The 17,671-nt window shown below is 43.9% G+C and carries 26 protein-coding genes and 2 tRNA genes; 25 read left to right on the forward strand and 3 right to left on the reverse strand.

Annotated features, from left to right (window positions below):
• Positions 1 to 109 precede the first annotated feature (109 nt).
• The 3 genes from B4W65_RS16235 to B4W65_RS16245 are packed head-to-tail and all read right to left on the reverse strand — an operon-like array spanning position 110 to position 2,291.
• Complete coding sequence (locus tag B4W65_RS16235) at positions 110 to 865, reverse strand: hypothetical protein (RefSeq protein ID WP_088656220.1); 756 nt, start codon at positions 863 to 865, stop codon at positions 110 to 112.
• Positions 858 to 1,580 carry an Ig-like domain-containing protein gene (locus B4W65_RS16240; RefSeq protein ID WP_088656221.1) on the reverse strand — a complete coding sequence of 241 codons (723 nt, stop codon included), beginning with the start codon at positions 1,578 to 1,580 and terminating at the stop codon, positions 858 to 860. Before B4W65_RS16240 ends, B4W65_RS16235 begins: the two co-directional genes overlap by 8 nt.
• A gap of 33 nt (positions 1,581 to 1,613) precedes the next feature.
• Positions 1,614 to 2,291: a S24 family peptidase gene (locus tag B4W65_RS16245; RefSeq protein WP_205741314.1), complete on the reverse strand. Its 678-nt coding sequence runs from the start codon at positions 2,289 to 2,291 to the stop codon at positions 1,614 to 1,616.
• Positions 2,292 to 2,469: 178 nt separating this feature from the next.
• Here B4W65_RS16245 and B4W65_RS17240 point away from each other — a divergent pair, with 178 nt between their 5' ends.
• The 25 genes from B4W65_RS17240 to B4W65_RS16370 all read left to right on the forward strand — a co-directional run.
• A complete protein-coding gene (locus B4W65_RS17240) occupies positions 2,470 to 2,724 on the forward strand; it encodes a hypothetical protein (protein ID WP_158522879.1) in 255 nt (84 codons plus the stop codon).
• On the forward strand, positions 2,721 to 3,059 hold the full coding sequence (locus tag B4W65_RS16255) for a response regulator transcription factor (protein ID WP_088656223.1): 339 nt from the start codon (positions 2,721 to 2,723) through the stop codon (positions 3,057 to 3,059). Before B4W65_RS17240 ends, B4W65_RS16255 begins: the two co-directional genes overlap by 4 nt.
• Positions 3,052 to 3,267, forward strand: coding sequence for a helix-turn-helix domain-containing protein (locus tag B4W65_RS16260; protein ID WP_088656224.1), 216 nt, complete (start codon positions 3,052 to 3,054; stop codon positions 3,265 to 3,267). The genes B4W65_RS16255 and B4W65_RS16260 overlap by 8 nt, the downstream gene beginning before the upstream one ends.
• Positions 3,264 to 3,509: a hypothetical protein gene (locus tag B4W65_RS16265; protein WP_088656225.1), complete on the forward strand. Its 246-nt coding sequence runs from the start codon at positions 3,264 to 3,266 to the stop codon at positions 3,507 to 3,509. Before B4W65_RS16260 ends, B4W65_RS16265 begins: the two co-directional genes overlap by 4 nt.
• Positions 3,510 to 3,995: 486 nt before the next feature.
• A tRNA-Thr gene (locus B4W65_RS16270) sits at positions 3,996 to 4,066 on the forward strand.
• Positions 4,067 to 4,210: 144 nt separating this feature from the next.
• Positions 4,211 to 4,930 carry a DUF1281 family ferredoxin-like fold protein gene (locus tag B4W65_RS16275; protein ID WP_088656226.1) on the forward strand — a complete coding sequence of 240 codons (720 nt, stop codon included), beginning with the start codon at positions 4,211 to 4,213 and terminating at the stop codon, positions 4,928 to 4,930.
• A gap of 66 nt (positions 4,931 to 4,996) precedes the next feature.
• A complete protein-coding gene (locus B4W65_RS16280) occupies positions 4,997 to 5,929 on the forward strand; it encodes a recombinase RecT (RefSeq protein WP_088656227.1) in 933 nt (310 codons plus the stop codon).
• 178 nt (positions 5,930 to 6,107) lie between these two features.
• Positions 6,108 to 7,274 (forward strand): hypothetical protein, encoded by a 1,167-nt coding sequence (locus B4W65_RS16290; RefSeq protein WP_088656229.1) that lies wholly within the window; start codon positions 6,108 to 6,110, stop codon positions 7,272 to 7,274.
• A complete protein-coding gene (locus B4W65_RS16295; protein ID WP_088656230.1) occupies positions 7,274 to 7,924 on the forward strand; it encodes a PD-(D/E)XK nuclease-like domain-containing protein in 651 nt (216 codons plus the stop codon). The genes B4W65_RS16290 and B4W65_RS16295 overlap by 1 nt, the downstream gene beginning before the upstream one ends.
• Positions 7,921 to 8,325: a hypothetical protein gene (locus tag B4W65_RS16300; protein ID WP_088656231.1), complete on the forward strand. Its 405-nt coding sequence runs from the start codon at positions 7,921 to 7,923 to the stop codon at positions 8,323 to 8,325. The genes B4W65_RS16295 and B4W65_RS16300 overlap by 4 nt, the downstream gene beginning before the upstream one ends.
• A 23-nt stretch (positions 8,326 to 8,348) precedes the next feature.
• The gene (locus tag B4W65_RS16305; protein ID WP_088656232.1) at positions 8,349 to 8,876 is read left to right on the forward strand and encodes a hypothetical protein; all 528 of its coding nucleotides are present in this window, start codon (positions 8,349 to 8,351) and stop codon (positions 8,874 to 8,876) included.
• 62 nt (positions 8,877 to 8,938) lie between these two features.
• Positions 8,939 to 9,043, forward strand: a tRNA-OTHER gene (locus tag B4W65_RS17360).
• Positions 9,044 to 9,068: 25 nt separating this feature from the next.
• Positions 9,069 to 9,302, forward strand: a complete 234-nt coding sequence (locus tag B4W65_RS16310) for a hypothetical protein (RefSeq protein WP_146697817.1) — start codon at positions 9,069 to 9,071, stop codon at positions 9,300 to 9,302.
• Positions 9,303 to 9,373: 71 nt separating this feature from the next.
• Positions 9,374 to 9,658 (forward strand): hypothetical protein, encoded by a 285-nt coding sequence (locus B4W65_RS16315; RefSeq protein ID WP_088656234.1) that lies wholly within the window; start codon positions 9,374 to 9,376, stop codon positions 9,656 to 9,658.
• Entirely contained in the window at positions 9,655 to 9,969 is a 315-nt protein-coding gene (locus B4W65_RS16320; RefSeq protein WP_088656235.1) for a hypothetical protein, read from the forward strand. Before B4W65_RS16315 ends, B4W65_RS16320 begins: the two co-directional genes overlap by 4 nt.
• Positions 9,966 to 10,571: a recombination protein NinG gene (locus tag B4W65_RS16325; RefSeq protein WP_088656236.1), complete on the forward strand. Its 606-nt coding sequence runs from the start codon at positions 9,966 to 9,968 to the stop codon at positions 10,569 to 10,571. Before B4W65_RS16320 ends, B4W65_RS16325 begins: the two co-directional genes overlap by 4 nt.
• Positions 10,568 to 11,365: a phage antirepressor KilAC domain-containing protein gene (locus B4W65_RS16330; RefSeq protein WP_088656237.1), complete on the forward strand. Its 798-nt coding sequence runs from the start codon at positions 10,568 to 10,570 to the stop codon at positions 11,363 to 11,365. Before B4W65_RS16325 ends, B4W65_RS16330 begins: the two co-directional genes overlap by 4 nt.
• Positions 11,331 to 12,731 carry a DEAD/DEAH box helicase gene (locus B4W65_RS16335; protein ID WP_088656238.1) on the forward strand — a complete coding sequence of 467 codons (1,401 nt, stop codon included), beginning with the start codon at positions 11,331 to 11,333 and terminating at the stop codon, positions 12,729 to 12,731. Before B4W65_RS16330 ends, B4W65_RS16335 begins: the two co-directional genes overlap by 35 nt.
• The gene (locus B4W65_RS16340; protein WP_088656239.1) at positions 12,732 to 13,085 is read left to right on the forward strand and encodes a hypothetical protein; all 354 of its coding nucleotides are present in this window, start codon (positions 12,732 to 12,734) and stop codon (positions 13,083 to 13,085) included.
• Positions 13,069 to 15,600, forward strand: coding sequence for a DNA methyltransferase (locus tag B4W65_RS16345; protein ID WP_088656240.1), 2,532 nt, complete (start codon positions 13,069 to 13,071; stop codon positions 15,598 to 15,600). The genes B4W65_RS16340 and B4W65_RS16345 overlap by 17 nt, the downstream gene beginning before the upstream one ends.
• Before the next feature lie 26 nt (positions 15,601 to 15,626).
• Complete coding sequence (locus B4W65_RS16350; protein WP_088656241.1) at positions 15,627 to 16,055, forward strand: hypothetical protein; 429 nt, start codon at positions 15,627 to 15,629, stop codon at positions 16,053 to 16,055.
• Positions 16,052 to 16,459: a DUF4406 domain-containing protein gene (locus tag B4W65_RS16355; protein ID WP_088656242.1), complete on the forward strand. Its 408-nt coding sequence runs from the start codon at positions 16,052 to 16,054 to the stop codon at positions 16,457 to 16,459. The genes B4W65_RS16350 and B4W65_RS16355 overlap by 4 nt, the downstream gene beginning before the upstream one ends.
• Complete coding sequence (locus B4W65_RS16360; RefSeq protein ID WP_088656243.1) at positions 16,453 to 16,857, forward strand: single-stranded DNA-binding protein; 405 nt, start codon at positions 16,453 to 16,455, stop codon at positions 16,855 to 16,857. Before B4W65_RS16355 ends, B4W65_RS16360 begins: the two co-directional genes overlap by 7 nt.
• A 203-nt stretch (positions 16,858 to 17,060) precedes the next feature.
• Entirely contained in the window at positions 17,061 to 17,231 is a 171-nt protein-coding gene (locus B4W65_RS17770; protein ID WP_394335465.1) for an HNH endonuclease, read from the forward strand.
• Between the two features lies 1 nt (position 17,232).
• Positions 17,233 to 17,671: hypothetical protein (locus B4W65_RS16370; RefSeq protein ID WP_205741315.1), on the forward strand; the 439-nt coding region annotated here is incomplete at its 3' end.

A 17,671-nucleotide genomic window follows, 5' to 3' on the forward strand; every position in this document is an offset into this window, starting at 1 on the left:
CACTCATCTACTAAGCCAGCGTGCAAAATCACTCAAACACCACATTAAAAGACATTTACAGAAACTACATTTAAAAAATAACTAAGATTTAACTAAAAACGCTTCTTTTTCAAAGGTCCCGGAGCTTTAACCATTTGTCCAGAAACTCGTTTATTTCTTCCTCAGATTTAGCTCCCCAATCAATCGGCCCTAATGGCTCGTCGTGCACCCTGATATCGGAAGGAACAATACCAAACGGAATCTCTTTAAACCCATCTCTTGTAAGCTCGGTCCTGGTCAGAACCGTCCACCTTTCATCTATTAGAATCTCATCTGGCAGAGTTTCGACATATTCCTTCACCTGCGCCAGATTAAATATAGGACACACCGCTAATCGTTTATTCTTTGCTTCCGTCAAGAGTGCGTGTGCTATCGCTGTTTTATCTACCTTCCACACTGATTCTTCAAACCTCCCATATCGGTACCAATGCCGGGCCATTGCCCAAATGTTATCCGTGTGAAACCTTGTTGTATCTGTAAGTAGCTTACACCCCCAATCTGAATCACAGTAAGCGGACTGAAAAGAAGTTTCATTATACCCGTTCTGGTAGCAGTAATACAAAGAGTCTTGAATCTTATAAAAGAAATCGGAAGTGAACGGTAAAACATCTTCTCCCATAAACCAAGCCCGGGCACCTTTGATTTTTGGCACCACGGTAGCCACTACCATAAAGTCGGCCCAGTTCTCCAATATCTCGGTTGCCGATTCAATCTCGATTGTAAACGGGTCGCAGCCTGAGAGCGTGAAAGATTCAGCTCTATTCAAAAGCTCCTGGAATGCTTTAATCCTGGACTTTGGGAATGTGAATGTGATTAAGCTACTCATTTAAAATCGCTTCTAAGACTTCATCAAATATACTGCATGGGCGTAACGACGCTGATTTTAGACTGGAGAACGGCAGATACATAGCTGCAATATAGCTTGAATCGTATAGATAAACCACGATCCCCACCGACGCCTTTTCGGGGGCAAGCCCGTTTGCAAAAGTTAATACCCCATCTTTTGAACCAACAGGGAAATATCTTTCTCCAATGAAATTTACCAAGCGCTCCATCTTATTTGGGTCTATCATCACAGCATAGCCAGTTACTCTGTCGTAATCATCAAAAGCGAATAACAAAATCGGCGCCCCGTAGGAGTAATCATCGTACCCAATGGCAGAACCCGTGTCGGAGGTTGGGTCCCCGAAATGTGATATAATATCTGCTTTCAAAGTACCAAATTCGACATCTGGCTCAGGGTAAAGGTCATATTTCGGCTGGACTGTTATCCTTAGAAGCTTAGAGTCTTCCGCGTTTGATATTGAGATGTTTGTTTCTCCAACGTATCGAGCTGTTACAAGCCCATCTGTCGTAACTGAAGCGTGGTAGTCATTTTCAGACTCAAAAGTTACTGATGATCGAGACTCTGCTTCAATTTGATAATTATCGCCATAGTACAAAGGGACTTCGCTATCGTTTAATGAGATAACATCAGGTGATTCGTCTTTCCCGCACGCCGCCAAAAGAACGACCATTAAGGCAAGCACAATTTTCTTCATCGCAATTCAATTTATAGATTAAACAATAATACACTATTTCCGGGCCATGCACATAAGAACCCGATAAACACCGTAGATATCTTTCTTGCAAATTTCAAAAGGGGCAAAAGAAGGATCCGGGTTTATCGAAGTGCAAATAACACAATCGGGATTGTCGGATTTGAGAAGCTTCTTAATTACAGTCCCGTTGCACGTGTCCAGTACATATACTTCGCCCCATTCTATAAAGGCGGCTTCATTGACCTTTTTTGCAAGCACCTGGGAGCCGTTTGGATATTCCGGGGCCATAGATTCACCCGATACTGTAATAGCAAAATCAATCCCCTTTATCGGTGAAATAATCCTTTCGCACTCGAACTCTTTAACCGAACCAAGGAAGTCGTTAAGTGAGCCGCCTTGCGCTGATATTGGAAGCAGGGGGATGGTCGGGACCTCCCTTTTAGCTCCGTATGGAATTACACCATCAGATACAACATTGTTTGGATAGCTTGCGGGGTTTTCATCCACAAAAGGGCATTCTGGGAAGGACTTCTTTAGTTTTTCCAACAAAGGAGCTGTAACGTACCTCATATCCCCATTTATAGCGGATGAAAGGGTAGTTCTGTGAACTCCAATTGTATCGGCAATGGTTTCCTGCTTTGCCACCTCGGTATTTTCCAACACCCAGCCGACGATCTTTTTCAGCTTAATGTGAAGATGTTCTTTTTTCATACAACAATTTGTAAATTTTTCTACCTCACTTACAAACACTTGCATTTTCTTTGTAAAAAAGTTTGTAAATTGTTTGGATTTACAAATATTTGTGTTGTATATTTGTTGTATCGAATTACAAACAAGGTACAAACCTTTGCAAATCCTTTCCGACAAAATAACGCTAAAACGGAACGAATTGCAAACGAAAATTAAAAAATACCACAAACAGGGGACTATGAAAAACTTAAGACAAGCAATGCCATGGGGCGCTATCTCTAAGCTCGCAAAGCAATTCGAGGTATCAGATACGCAGATTGCTAAAATCCTTGACGGGAAAGTAATGAGAACCGACGTTCTGGACGCTGCCGAAGAGTTGATACTTGAAGCTAAGCGGCAAAAACAGGAATACGAAGAGCGTCGTCAACGAATAATTGAAGCCGCAGAGAAATGATTACGACCAGGGAGATACAGGTTGCAGAGCTAATCTGCTGGGGCCAGAGCGAAAAGGATATCGCAAGGAAGCTTTTCCTGTCAGCAGACACGGTAAAGACCCACAAGAAAAACCTAATGCGAAAAATCGGCGCTCATAACATCGCTGATGTAACAAGGTGGTTTATCGCTACAACTCACAAGGTTGTGATTAGGAAGAGCCGGTTCGCCCGGCAGGTAATTACAATCTTTTTCCTAATGCTATCCCTTAATGACATTGCGGCAGGTGTCGATATGCTACGGACTTACAGGTGTCGCAAAGTTGAATACAGAGTCAAAACAAGGAGAAATGAATAAAACAACAGTGTGCGACCTGTCAACCAAGAAGTGGCTAAACCTTCAAGAGTCAATTGCATATCTCGGATTTGGGTCAAAAGGACTTTTCCAGGAATGGAGGGAAACCGGGAAACTCCCTTACTACAAGCCCGGAAAAATAATCATTTACAAACGAACAGACCTCGATAAGTTCATTGAGGGCTTTAAACAAGGAGGATTTGCACAATGAAATGGACGACTGAATTTAACACCTACGAGCAGACAATGACTCACACGCTTTCAGAGCAGGTAAAGGTGGTGACAGACTTTAGAGCCGGCACAGTAACGCTTATCAAAGAAGGCCGGAAAGTTGACCAACACAGAACAGAGGACTTCAATATCACAGACTACACTGACTTCCTTGTCCAGAACAAGATTGATGCGGACAAACTCACACAGCTCACTTCTTCACTTCAAGAGGCTCAGGGTTAATCCCCTGCCCTCTTCTTAGCCCAAACACGGGTAAAAAGGTCTTTGACATACTGATAGTGCCGTGCAATCTGATGCACAATTCTGGGTAGCCATTGTGGGCCGTAATCTCAGTTTAGTGATAAGGATTTGCACGTAATATGTAGCCCGCAAGGCTGCCACTTGACCGTTACCAACCTTGCAAAGATGGGCTTAGTGGAATAATGTATTTCGGGTTTTGGAGGGATGGAATTTATACTTCATCGGATTGCGGTGGTTAAAGACGGTATTAAGCCCGCTAAATCACGTTTTCGACATATAAATGGCATTTGGGGTTCGATTCCCCACCCTCCACCGTGGAATGGAAGACTGACAACCACCTCCCTCTCTGGAGGTGTGAAGGTCCAGAAGCCGTAAAGGTTAAACCAGTGTCTTCCGGGGGTTTTTGGTCCCTTATTCATTGCTGTTATTCTGGATTATGGGTGGCTGTCAGGGAATAGACTGACAAATGGCTCCTTATTTCAATGGTAGAATGCCTGTTTTGTAATCAGGTGGTGTCAGTTCGATTCTGATAGGAGCCTCAACGACCAGCGGCAGTATGGATTAGGTGGTTTGAACCTGCCCCAAACAAAACCAACCACCCCCTGAGAAGGGCAAATCAAAATAGGGTGCCGATTGTGGCACCCTATTTACTTGAAACTAATTTTTAACGAACAATTATCATTATGCCAAATTACGTCAAAAACAGGCTGGTCATTAACGGAACGCCTGAACAAGTAAAAGAAGTGTTTGACAAGTTTAACACCCACATCCCTGCAAAATTGCACACGTCCTATACCGGCTCTGTCATTTGCAAAGAAATTGATAATTCAAACTATAATGTTGGGTGGTTCAATCTTAAAACAGGGATGTTTGAAAGGAGAAATGCTGAGCCAGTTTTAGGCCTTCCGGATGGATGGGAGTTTGAGATACAGCAACCAATTGACCATTTCCCAGATTTCAACAAAGTAAAGCCCCAGCCAGAAAACATTTTCAATGGTGACTTAGGAAGAGAAGAAGAGGAAATGTGCAAGCGCGAAGGTCGCCCAACTTGGTACGATTGGAATAGGGAGAATTGGGGAACAAAATGGAATTGCAGCGAATGCAAGCAAGAAAGCCATAACACCTTTGTATTTACAACGGCATGGCAGGGCGTTCCGAATCTCATATTGGAAATAAGCAAAGCTTTCCCAGAATTACAGTTTGAATATGAGTTTGCGGACGAAGACACCGGTAGTAACTGCGCCTCTTTTGTTGTTTTAGGAGGCGACCTTACAGATTCTTATTTTCCAGAAAGCGGAACCAAAGAAGCTTATGAGTTATCCTTCAAATTAAGGCCAAACATAGCAGAAGAATACAACCTGGTTGATGGCAATTATGAGTACATCGATAGTGACGAAGACTAACAAAAAAGGGGGTGTCATAACAGAACACCCCTTTTAATTGCACACACTTTTTAATACCGTAAATATATGCAAAAACTAACTATTGACGAGCTTAATAAGCTCACGCCATTTCAAGTCTTAGAGGACGAGAGGGCAAAAGACAGGTTTTTAAACCTATTTAAGAACCTCCACGGAGTAGGCAATGAAGAGGCCGAACACTTCTTTGAGAGGGAAAAGTACAACTTCCAACGGATTATCCAATCCAGCGAACACTTGCAGCAGTGTACCGGGTTTTCAATTTACGGGTGCCTGTTGGATGTGGCTTCAATGGGGTTATCATTGGAACACACGTCACAACCGCTTCTGTATGTGCTATGGGGAAATGCAAAGCAAGGTGACAAGTGGGTGAAAATGGCAACGCTGGAAGTTTCGCCCTACGGAGAATTAGCCTTAAGGATGCAAAAAGGGCAGTTGCTTTATGCCGATTCTCCGGTTATTGTTTACGAAGGGGACACTTTCAAACCAATAGTAAACGACAAGGGCCAAAAGATTTGCATCTATGAGGCCAAAGTCCCCCGGCAAAGTAAAAAGATTATTGGCGCATTTATCCGGCTGACACGGCCCGACAATTCGTTTGACTTTTCTTACATGCTGCCGGACGACATCGATCGTCTTAAAGGTTATTCTGAAAAGAAAAACAAGGGTAAAACAAACGCTCTTTACTCTTCAAACGACGGGCAGATTGATTCCGGCTTTCTGGCCGCAAAGGTTATAAAGCACGCCTTTAAGACCTTCCCAAAAATCAAAATCGGCCAGTTCTCAAAACTTCAAGAAGCCGAACCACAAGCCGATGATTACGGATTAAGCGAACCTGTGAAACCAGAAATGACAGCCGCAGCCAGAAACACCGCCCCGGTTTATGAATCCCAACCAGAACCGGAACCCAGCGATGTGTTTGGAGGCGCTCCAATGGAACAACCTCAAGGAATACAAGTGGAGGACGACGACGACGTATTTTGATTATGAACAACTACATGCCATTGCAGATCGGGGCGTTTACCCACGTCCTTACTTTCGCTTCCGACAGAGGCGACAAAATACCGGGCGCAAATTACAGGGGAACAGGAAAGGCCCTTGTTGGTGTCCTGAAAAAGGGTGAGACATTAACTGATTTTATCAACCGACAAAAAAAGCGAAAATGAGCGAAATTGTAAAGTTTAGCGAAATAGCGGCCACCGTGCCGCAGGTGCTTGAACAGAGTAAAACAAGGGTCCTGAATGCAACCACCGCCGGACAGGCTGTGTATGCCGACATGGCCCAAATGGACGATACTAAGGACGAAAAGGCCAACGCCTACCTTGTAAAGGCCAGAAAGACCCTTGAACTTATCAACACCGGGCGGAAGCCAGTAACTCAATTATTGGACTCTATAAAAAAGGAGTTCACCGCCCTTGAAAGGGAGCTTGACCCAAAGAACGCCGATAGCATAGTTGCAAAGATTCAGCAGCGTAGAAATGAGTATGCCACGGCAAAGCTGGAAGCTCAGAAAAAGAAGGAAGAGGAAGCCAAAAGGCTGGCCGCTATCCAACAGGAAAAAGCCGAAGTGGAAGCCAATGTTGAGGCTGCGTTAAGGGGCTATTATGCTGACTTTAAATCAAAGTCAATACAAGGCTTGTACGACCTTTATAACGCCATGTCGCTGACAAACTTCAATGAGTACGAAAAGCATATCAAAGAGTTCCCCGAGCAATATCCAAAATCTCACTTTGATAGCTTCACCACCGCAATCACAACCATCTACCTGACCAAGGAAGACAAGGTTGCGATTAAGGCCATGGTAATGGAGGGCAAGCATCAGGAATTTGCAAAGGACTTTGCGGAGTCTATCCGTGGCGAAAAGATTGATTTGGTTTCCAAATTGCCGGCCAAAAAAGCGGAGCTTGAAGAAATGGCCAAAGCCACCGCCGACCAAGCTAAAGCCATGGCCGAAGCTAAAGCCAAATGTGAGCAGGAAGAGAGAGAGCGTATTGCAAGGCAGCGTAAAGAGGCCGAAGAGAAGGCTGCGGCGGAAGCAAAGGCGAAACAGGAAGCGGCAAAGATGCAAGCGCTTTTCGACGCCCAACAGACAGAGAAAGTCAACCGGACCGGCTACGAAATAACAGTTAAGCATCCGGCCGGCTTTGGGTTGATTTTCCAGCTGTGGTATGAGTACGAAGGTAAGGACCTTGCAATCGACCAAATGGAGAAAAAGAGCTTGGGCCAGATGAAATCTTTCTGTGAGAAACACGCTCACAAGAATGACGAAAAGCTGGAATCCCCTTACCTGTCTTACAAGGAGATTGTGAAAACCGCAGCACGGAAGTAATGAAAGACCCATACTATGGCAGGTCAGAAGTAAGTAACTCTGACCTGTCGTGGTTGAAAAATCAACTCCACCCCCGGGACATGCCAGACCCTACCAACGCTTATAAGTTTGGCACACTCATAGATTGCATGCTCACAGAACCGCACAAAGTGAATTACTCACTACTTCAATGTGATGGTGAGCAGTACACATCCGAAGAGTTCGAAACGGCAAGCGAAATGAGAAAAGCATTTCTTAAAGACGACTTTTGCCGGCAGTTATTGGAGCATTCCACCCCTCAAATGGTCATGGTTAAAAACCAGCAATTTGAAGTTGATGGATTTAAATACATGCTTCCAATTCGTTCGAAGTGGGACATTTGGATGCAATTATTTAAGTGGGGGGCTGACATTAAATCAACCACAGCAAAAACGCAAAAACAATTCATTGACGCGATTTATCATTTCGATCACGATAGGCAGCGGGCTTTCTATATGACCAATGGTGACAGTAAGCAAGACATGTTAATTGGGATTTCTAAATATAATTTTGAAATATTCAAAGTCCCAATAACGCGTGCTGATGGAATGTTTAAAAGCGGGATGAATAAGGTAAACGACCTCACCTTTAAGTGGTGGCAACTATTTGGAGAACTAAAACCGACAGGATGAATCAAATAACACCATTTGAAGACCTCTTAAGTGAGGCCGAAGCGATTCAAGAGTTTTTGGAGGAAGAAACGCCCTCCGAAATTTCCCTTGTACTTATGAGAGGTAACGAGCTTCTGGCCTATATCGCTCGAACCGGCAAAATGAAAGCCGACGCAAAATACTGGAAGGAAAAGAAAACCAGGTCCGCAATAATGGACACGGTTAAAGAATTGGGGAAAGACCTAATGCCGGCCAGTACTCTCAACAAACTGATTGATGCCAACTGTGAAAGAGAGTCAATGCTTCTGGAATGGTGCGACCGCCTTAACAGAACTGCGACGCATCAAGTTGACTGGCTTCGTTCAGTTGTAAGCAAAGAGAAAGAAGAGCTACGGCTCTCTCAGGGATTCAATCAACGTTAAAAATCAACTTTAAAGTTTATTTTATGGCAGAAATTAAACACACGTTTATCAGCGATTTGCACCTTGCGTGTGCAAACGATAAACTAAGACCAGCAATGCAGTGCATTCATTTCAAAGACGGGTTTGCCTACGCATCCGATGCACATGTAGTCATTAAGCAGCCTCTTTATTTTAACCCGGTTGAGAACATGGATATTCTGGACGGGGTGGCAATCCATGCAGAGTCCTTCAAGGCAATCCGAAAGATGAAGCAAGTGACAGCTACAGAAGAAGGGTTTGAGTGTATTTCGAAAGACGGGTCAAAAGTATTCTTTGAATATTCAAAGGAGAAATCCCCAAATTTTGAAGCGGTATTGACCTCAAAAGGGGCGCAAATGTTGGGGGAAATCGGTATAAACCCCGGACTTGTAGGTGTCTTAAAAAAGGCCATGGCCGGAGGTGATAAAGTGAAAATGACTTTTCAGGGGCAGGCTGAAGCTATTATGATAGAACCCCTACAGGCAGAATACGAAGGTGAGGTTGCTATGATTATGCCGCTTCTTATTCAGTAAACACCAACAAACTCAAACTATCAAAACAGCCTCCACTTAAAACCGGAGGCTGTTTTTTATAACGGGGTGTAGCTCAGAGGTAGAGCAGTGTAAAAAAATGTACCGGGGTTTTGAATTAAAACTTTTTCCCATGAGCATGTGGGCAGGTTCGACCCCTGCCACCCCGACATTACTCACCTTAATACTAAAATAATGGAAACAATAAAGATGAAATTCAAAGATGCACCTATTGGAGCAAGGTTCAAATACCCAGGTTTGGAAAGTGTTTGGGTAAAAATCAATTCCTATCCAAAGGGCATGTTTAACGATGGCAGTGGGTTGGTAGTTCAGTGGAATGGAAATGTAAAAGGCTATCAATCGCATTGTTGTTTCAGTGACGAAGAGGAAGGGATTAACTTCGATACAGTTGTGGAGGTCATAGTATGAAACAATGCGAATGTGGCCGCCCCGACAAATAAAGCCCCCCGGGCACTTTTCTAACCATTAAATCAAATACTATGTTTTGGACTGTTTTAATTAACACCATTATTTTAATGAGTGTTATCGTAATGATTGTAGCGATTTTCAGGTACTATCTGCCAGACCCTCCGAAAATTGACCCCATGGAAGTAAAGAAAGGGGACAAAATCTATTACCTGCAAAAAGACATTACCCGGGCGGCCAGAATTACCCGGAACCACAAAGACATTAGAGTAATGTACGGTGTGACAATCGGCAAAGGCAGGGAGGCCGGAAGACATGTAAGAATTGAACACAACGAAGTTTTAGAGCTGGCAAAATGAAAGACACATCAATAAGCGAAAGAGAGGTAAAATCTCTTCAAAAAGAACTAAAAAAGAAGCTGCAAAGAGCCACATCGCTGGCCTTTGACAGGGTACTTAAGAACAAAGGTCCCGTTAGCATTGAAATTACATCTTATGGAGCCGGGGCATGTATTAACTCAATAGGGGGTGTTGATGCCACACATCCTTATTGGGCAATAAGATTCAACCCATGGCCTCATTTACACCAACATTCGGACGGAGATGAAATCCGTAAGTTCTACGAAAACCAAATTAAGATTGTGAACCACTGGATAAGTTTGCTGAAATGAAGCTATGCAAATGCGGCAGAACCATACCCCAGCGCTGGAACTCAACAATTCAGCCAACGGAGTGCCCCGCTTGCCAGTTAGCAAAAGCAATGCAGCGAAACAAAGGCAAGCCAAAGGCACCTAAAGAACGCTCTACCCCCACCCCATGGCGCGATAAAAGAACGGATGCTATGATAGTTCACGTTCAAAGCAAAATTGTAAACCCCTATATCCGTGAAAGAGATAACGAAGTTTGGGGAGGAAAGTCAATTTCCGATAATGGCCGGATATCGGATGCCGGCCATTACTATTCTGTTGGGGCCAAAGTGGGTTTGAGATTCTGCGTTCAAAACATCCACGGGCAAAGCGCTTCAGGCAATCGCTTCAAGGGCTCAGATGCAATCAATTACAGGGCCGGACTTGTAAGGCGATACGGCGAAGCCTATGTAAAGGAGCTGGACCATCTGGCAATGCTTTCAGAAGGGGTTAAGTCGCTGGACCGATACAATGTGATTCTTATTGCTGAAACCTACCTGTATTTGAAAAAAGAACGGATTTGGGTTTTCCGGCATAAGGAGTTTGATAAATATAAAATGGAATTAGTAAAAATGGTGAGAGTATGAAAACACATAATGTAAACCCCCCACATGTATTTAATTACCAGGGGAACAATATAACTTTTCTTAGCGATAAGGATTTAATGGTTAACGCAACTGAAATGCTGCGAAGCTTTCCATCTAAAAGGATGAGCGATTTTACAAACAGTCAAAGCACTCACGCCTTCTGCGAGGCTCTTTATCGCAAAACGGGAATTCCCGTTTTGGAAGTCACCCACGGCGGAAGGTCTGCTGGAACATGGATGCACCAAAAACTTGCTTTAAAATTCGCAGCATGGTTGAGTCCGGATTTTGAGTTGTGGGTTTATGACCGTATTGAGGAACTTCTAAAGCACGGCGCCACGGCCCTCAATCCTGAAAGCCTGCTGGACCCGGATTATGTTATTAAAGTAATGACCGCCCTCAAAGAAGAACGGGCAGAAAAAGAGCTGGCGCAATCACAGGTCAGGGAAATGGCCCCAAAGGCTCTGTTTGCTGATGCTGTTTCGACTTCCAGCCGCTCATGCTTAATTGGGGAGCTTGCAAAGATTCTTAAGCAAAACGGTGTCGAAATAGGGCAAAACAGATTGTTTGAATGGCTACGGTCACATGGTTACTTGGGTGTGAGGGGTGAATACAGAAACCTACCAACGCAACGGGCTATTGAAATGGGGTTATTCGAAATTAAGAAAACAACAATCAATAAGCCCGACGGCACAGTGCTGGTTTCAAACACCACAAAAGTAACCGGCAAAGGGCAAATATACTTTGTAAATAAATTTCTCCATGGCAGAACTAAAACCATTCCCGTATCAGAATGAAGGTATTGAATACGGGCTTAAAAATAAGCGCTTCATATTGGGGGACGAACCTGGATTAGGCAAAAGCTGTGTGAGTATTCACACTGTTTTAAAGTCAAATTCATTCCCCTGCTTAGTGATTTGCCCGGCTTCCCTCAAATTAAACTGGCAGCGAGAATGGCACATGTGGAGCGACCGCAAGGCAATGATTTTAAACGATGCAAATCGGCACAGCTGGTGGATGTTCGCAAAGCCTGAACTGAACCCCTTCGGAACAGGGGCAAAAGCGGACGTCTTCATTGTCAATTACGAAAGCCTTAAAAAGTACTTTGTTCAGGATATCGCCAGAGGGGAATTGAAGCTATCAAACATCACATTTAGACCTCAGATATCAATGTTCAAATCTGTGATTATTGACGAGGCCCATAGGCTTAAAGACCCCTCTACTCAACAAAGCAAGTTTGCAAAGGGAATCGTAAACGGTAAAGACTTTATTTTGGCCCTTACCGGGACCCCAATTGTAAACACTCAGGAAGACTTAGTTTCAATCCTTGGAATCATTGACCGCCTTAAGGACTTCGGCGGGGCCTCAATGTTCCGGGCCAAATGGCTTGACAAGTCTAAGCTTTCAGAGTTGGGGGAAAAGCTGAAAGAAACCTGCTTTATCCGTCGAAGGAAAAGCGAAGTTTTAAAGGACCTGCCGGCGAAACTTCGCTCGATTTTTCCCACAGAGCTAAGCAATCAAGAAGAATACGACATCGCACTTAACGACCTCAAAAAATACCTTGTTGAGTACAAACAAAAGACAGATGCCGAAGCCGCCCGGCTGTTACGGATGAAAGCACTTTTGCAAATAGGAATACTGAAAGGGATATCAGCAAGGGGCAAAATCGACACGGTAGTTGAGCACGTGAACGAGGTCACAAAGGCCGGTGAAAAGATAGTTCTATTCTGCCATTTGCGTGAAGTCGGGACCGCTCTTAAAGAAGCCTTCCCGGATGCTTGTGTAATCCGTGGAGGTATGGCCGGGCACATGAAGCAAGCGAACATTGACAGGTTTCAGAACGACCCCGAAGCGATGGTTTGCATTTGCTCAATCAAAGCGGCTGGTGTTGGAATTACCCTCACGGCCAGTTCAAGGGTTTCGTACGTGGAACTTCCATGGCACCCCGCTGACTTAGAACAGACAGAAGATAGGTGTCACCGCATAGGCCAAAAGGATTCAGTACAATGCACCTACTTCCTTGGAAAGGGAACGATTGACAATCACATCTACCAAATTATTGACAGGAAAAGAGAAATCGCAAATCTGGTCACTGGTGATGTGAACGAGATTGAAGTGAAGATACAAAACGAGTTATTCGATTTATTGCTAAAGGAGGTATAAATGGACAAAGCAGAACGCCTAAGAATAGCGCTCAACCTCACCTACATTCTCATTGATATTTGCGACTCATACGCTACTGAAGTGGAGACACTTCTAAAGCATAGTGGGATGTATCGCAACAAAGATAAGATGCTCATTAACCGGGTTAAATCAACTACCAGGCAGCTGGTCAAGTCGGTTGACAAAACGCTAAACAATGAGCAGTCGAGTGAGAATTTCGGCCATGATTCCGATTTCTTAAAAGAGGTTATCGAGCAAGCTATTTATTGCGAAAACGAAGAGGATGAAATCAGATTGTTGTCGGCCATGAAGTTGGCTATAAAACCTAAAAAACATAATGGAAAAGTACATTGAATTTCTAAAGTCAAAAATTGACATTGCGCCTGAAACCGGACTGGACATTCAGGTCCCTTTGATTAAATTCAAGGACGGCACCGAGCTGAAACCTCACCAGAGGGATGCCATAAACTGGGCCTTGAGAGGTGGCCGGAGGGCATTGTTTGAGAGCTTCGGGCTTGGTAAAACAATCCAGCAGCTAATTATCTGTAACGAGATAGTAAAATCGCAAGGGGGCAAAGCTTTAATAGTTTGCCCCCTTGGTGTTCGTCAAGAGTTCAAGACCGATGCAAACAAGAAACTTGGAATTGAACTTGTGTATGTTCGTAACCAAGCGGAGATTGACGCCCTGCCAGATGGGACTATTTGCATAACCAATTACGAACGTGTTCGAGATGGGGATATAGACCTTAAATCATTCTCCGTAACAAGTCTGGACGAAGCTTCTGTTTTACGGTCGTATGGCTCAAAGACTTATCAAACCTTTCTTGACAAGTTCAAGGGCGTTCCGTTCAAGTTTGTTTGTACGGCCACACCGTCACCAAACAAGTACAAAGAACTCATACATTATGCCGGGTATCTGGAGGTAATGGACACCGGTCAGGCGCTTACCCGATACTTCAAGCGCGACAGCACGAAAGCCAACAATCTGACAATTCACCCGCATAAGGAAAAGGAATTTTGGTACTGGATGAGCACATGGGCGCTTTTCATTACAAAGCCGTCTGATTTGGGCTATTCAGATGAAGGCTACGACATGCCGGAAATGAAAGTAATTTACCACGAAGTTGAGGTAAACCACTTGACAGCCGGCACCGAGCAGGACGGCCAAAGTAAGATGTTTCGCGATGCCGCTTTAGGTCTTAAAGATGCTGCGAAAGAAAAAAGAGATACTATGCCGGCCCGCATCGAGAAAATGAAGGAAATCCTATTCAATGACCCCGAAAGCCATTACATAATTTGGCACGACTTGGAAGCGGAGCGCCATGAGATTATGAAAACAATACCTTCGGGGCAATTCAATTCCGCTCAGGCATACGGTTCGCAGGATTTGGAAAAGCGGGAACAGACTATCGTTGATTTTTCCCAAGGTAAAATTCAATATCTAGCCACAAAACCATCCATCTCAGGGCAGGGATGCAACTTCCAATACCACTGCCATAAGGCTATCTTCTTGGGTATAGGATATGAGTTCAACGACTTTATTCAGGCAATACACCGTATCTACCGATTTCAACAAAACAAGCCGGCAGAAATTCATATTATTTACGCTGAATCTGAGGGCGAAATTCTTAAGGCGTTGTTGAAGAAGTGGGAGCAGCACAAGTATTTGGTGGCGCAAATGACCGGCATCATTAAAGAGATGGGGCTGAGTTCTACGAATGTAGAGCAGAAGTTACTGCGGAGCTTAGGTCTTGAAAGGACTGAGGTAAAGGGGAAGCATTTTGAATTTATCAACAATGATTGTACGTTGGAGACTGCTGCCATGGAGGACAATTCTGTTGACCTGGTTCACACCTCTATCCCGTTCTCAAATCATTACGAATACACCCCTTCTTACAACGACTTTGGGCACAATTCAGACAATGTAAAGTTTTTTGAACAGATGGATTTTTTAACCCCGGAACTGCTCAGGGTGTTGAAGCCCGGAAGGTTGGCCGTTATTCACGTTAAAGACCGTATTCTGTTTGGCAATGCAACCGGAACAGGGATGCCAACGGTTGACCCGTTTTCTGACATGACAGTCTTCCATTACTTAAAACACGGCTTTCAATACATGGGCAGAATCACGATTGAAACCGATGTGGTAAGAGAAAACAACCAGACTTACAGGCTTGGATGGACTGAGCAGTGCAAGGATGGAACAAAGATGGGCGTTGGGTGCCCTGAATACTTGTTGCTGTTTAGAAAGCTTCCATCAGACACCTCAAAAGCCTATGCAGATACGCCCGTAACAAAATCAAAAGAAGAGTACAAGCGTGGCCGCTGGCAGATTGATGCACGTGCAAAATGGAACAGCTCCGGAAATCGGTTTTTGTCACCAGATGAATTGAGGCAGCTGGAAATCGACAAGGTAAACCGGTACTTTTCAGAGTGGGCCAGAGTGAGTACTTATGATTTTGGACTGCATGTGGACGTGGCTTTGACCTTGGAAGGGTTAAACAAGTTGCCAGCGACATTTGAAACGTTGAAAGTGCCGGCCAGAACGCCTTGGGTATGGTCGGATGTAAACCGAATGATTACGCTGAATAACAGCCAAACGCAAAAGAACCTACAGAACCATATCTGCCCTCTCCAATTCGATATCGTGGACAGGGTTATTGAGAGATTCTCAAACAAAGGTGAACTGGTTTACGACCCATTTGGCGGCATCGGGACTGTGCCTTACAGGGCCATGCAACTGGGCAGAAAGGGTAAAGGATGCGAACTAAACCCCAACTACTTCAAGGATGCTTTGAGGTACTTACGAGCTGCCGATATGCAGGTGGGGGCTCCCACCCTTTTCGATGCTTTAGAAATGGAAACAAATTAACTGCTATTACTCAAACTACGTTAGTTATGACACAACAGGAACAAATGCTATTAGAAATAGCCAAAGACATTATCGAACTAAACTCCTGGTGCGATGCAGCCTTAACAGGTTCTTTAATGCTTAAGCACAGAGGTATCGAAACCGGCAGGGATGCAAGAGATATTGACATAATAGTCGAAGAGCTCGACGAAGAAGATTCCCCAACCGTCCCTTCTGGATTCGAGCTGGTTGATACAGCCGGTTCAAAGTCAGAACTCGAAGCGATTCAATACAAAAACGAAGAAGGCGTTAAGGTCGATTTTTTATTCTCTGAAGAACTAAGAGAGATTCACGGGGGGATAGTTTGTGGCTCATTAAAATGCTTAATTGAGGCTAAGTCTGGCTATGCAAAAACTGACATCGGAGAAAGCCGTCAAAAACACGAATTTGATTTAAAACAAATCGGAGACCTATGAAAAACTATTTAAGCGGGTCAATAACCAAAGACCCAAATTACATCGAGAAGTTCGAGCAGTTTGCAAAGCTCGTTCCGGGCACGGTAAACAACCCGATTTATTTTAAGCCGTTTTTAGGCCTTAAAATCTGGGCGGCTTACATGATTACCTGTCTAAGGACAGTAATTAAATCTGACGCACTCTATTTAATTCCTGGCTGGAAGTATTCAGTCGGGGCTAAGATAGAGTTTTGGGTAGCCCGTTTTCTGGGCAAGCCATGCTACCAGATTAACCCCACACCACAAAAAAGAGAAGGTATTAAAATTGTTGAACACAGCGAACGATGGGCAGTGTATCACAGGCAGCCAATTACAGGCCGGTACACACTTGTTCGGTTCGCTCAAAAATTCCAAAAACTATGCTAAACAAAGCGCAAATTATCGGAAACGTAGGCAAAGACCCTGAGTTTAAAGACTTCGGCACAAGCAAGGTCGCAAATTTCACAGTCGCCACAACGGAAAGAGCATTTACCACTAACTCAGGGGTGGATGTTCCAGAGAAAACAGAATGGCACCGTGTTGTCGTTTGGGGTGGACTGGCCAGAGTTGTTGAGGGCTATGTGAGGAAAGGGACACGTGTTTATGTTGAGGGGAAAATAAGGACCAGAGATTACACTGACCAGGGAGGTGTTCAAAGGAAAATAAGCGAAATCCATGCTGACAACTTGATACTCCTGTCTCCAAAGCCGGAAGCACAAAGCCCAGACGCTTATCAAAGCCCTGAGCCGCAAGGTGAGAGTAATAGCGACGAACTTCCGTTTTAAAATCACAAACAAGCCGGGTCGCAATTAAGTGGCCCGGCTAATACTTTAACACCAAAAAGGATAAAGAAATGGGGTATAGAGATTTTTACAACAAGGATTTAGCTTTTTTAATAAACGAAGAATTAAGATGGAATCCACTATATATTGCGAAAAGAAGAGCGAAAAGCAGGCTTAGAATGTATGCAAATCTTTTTTGTCGGGATATGAGAAGGATTCTAATCAACGCTCAGTCTGAGTGTAATATCTGCGGCAAAAAAGACAGCCTTGTGATAGATCATGTAATCCCAATAAGCAAAGGAGGCAAAAACATTATATCAAACGTTCAGGTTTTGTGCTCCAAATGCAATACACTGAAATCTAGTAAAATAAATTAACATGGCTACACTCAGAAGCGTAAATACCAGATTTTGGGAAGACCCTTGGGTCGAAAGTCTGAGCCCATCTGAAAAGCTACTTTTCCTTTACCTACTTACTTGCAAATACGCGAATTTGGCAGGCATCTACGAAATAACCATTAAGCGAATATCTTTTGAAACTGGATTAGACAATGAAACCATTTCGAATGGTTTGAAACGGTTCGCAAAGGATAAGAAAGCCTATTTTGTAGAAGGTAATTATATGTTTTTGCCTAACTGGTTAAAAAACCAGAAGCTAAATGCGAATATGAAGAAAAACGTACTTTCTATATTCCATCAGTTGCCTAAAGATTTATCAATAAGGATTCTGGGGAATGATTACCTAACCATTCGAAAGGATTACCTAACGCTTTCGAATGCATTGCTTAAGTATGAAGTAGAAGTAGAAGTAGAAGTAG

This window comes from Geofilum rhodophaeum (assembly GCF_002210225.1).
Classification (GTDB): Bacteria; Bacteroidota; Bacteroidia; order Bacteroidales; family Marinilabiliaceae; genus Geofilum; species Geofilum rhodophaeum.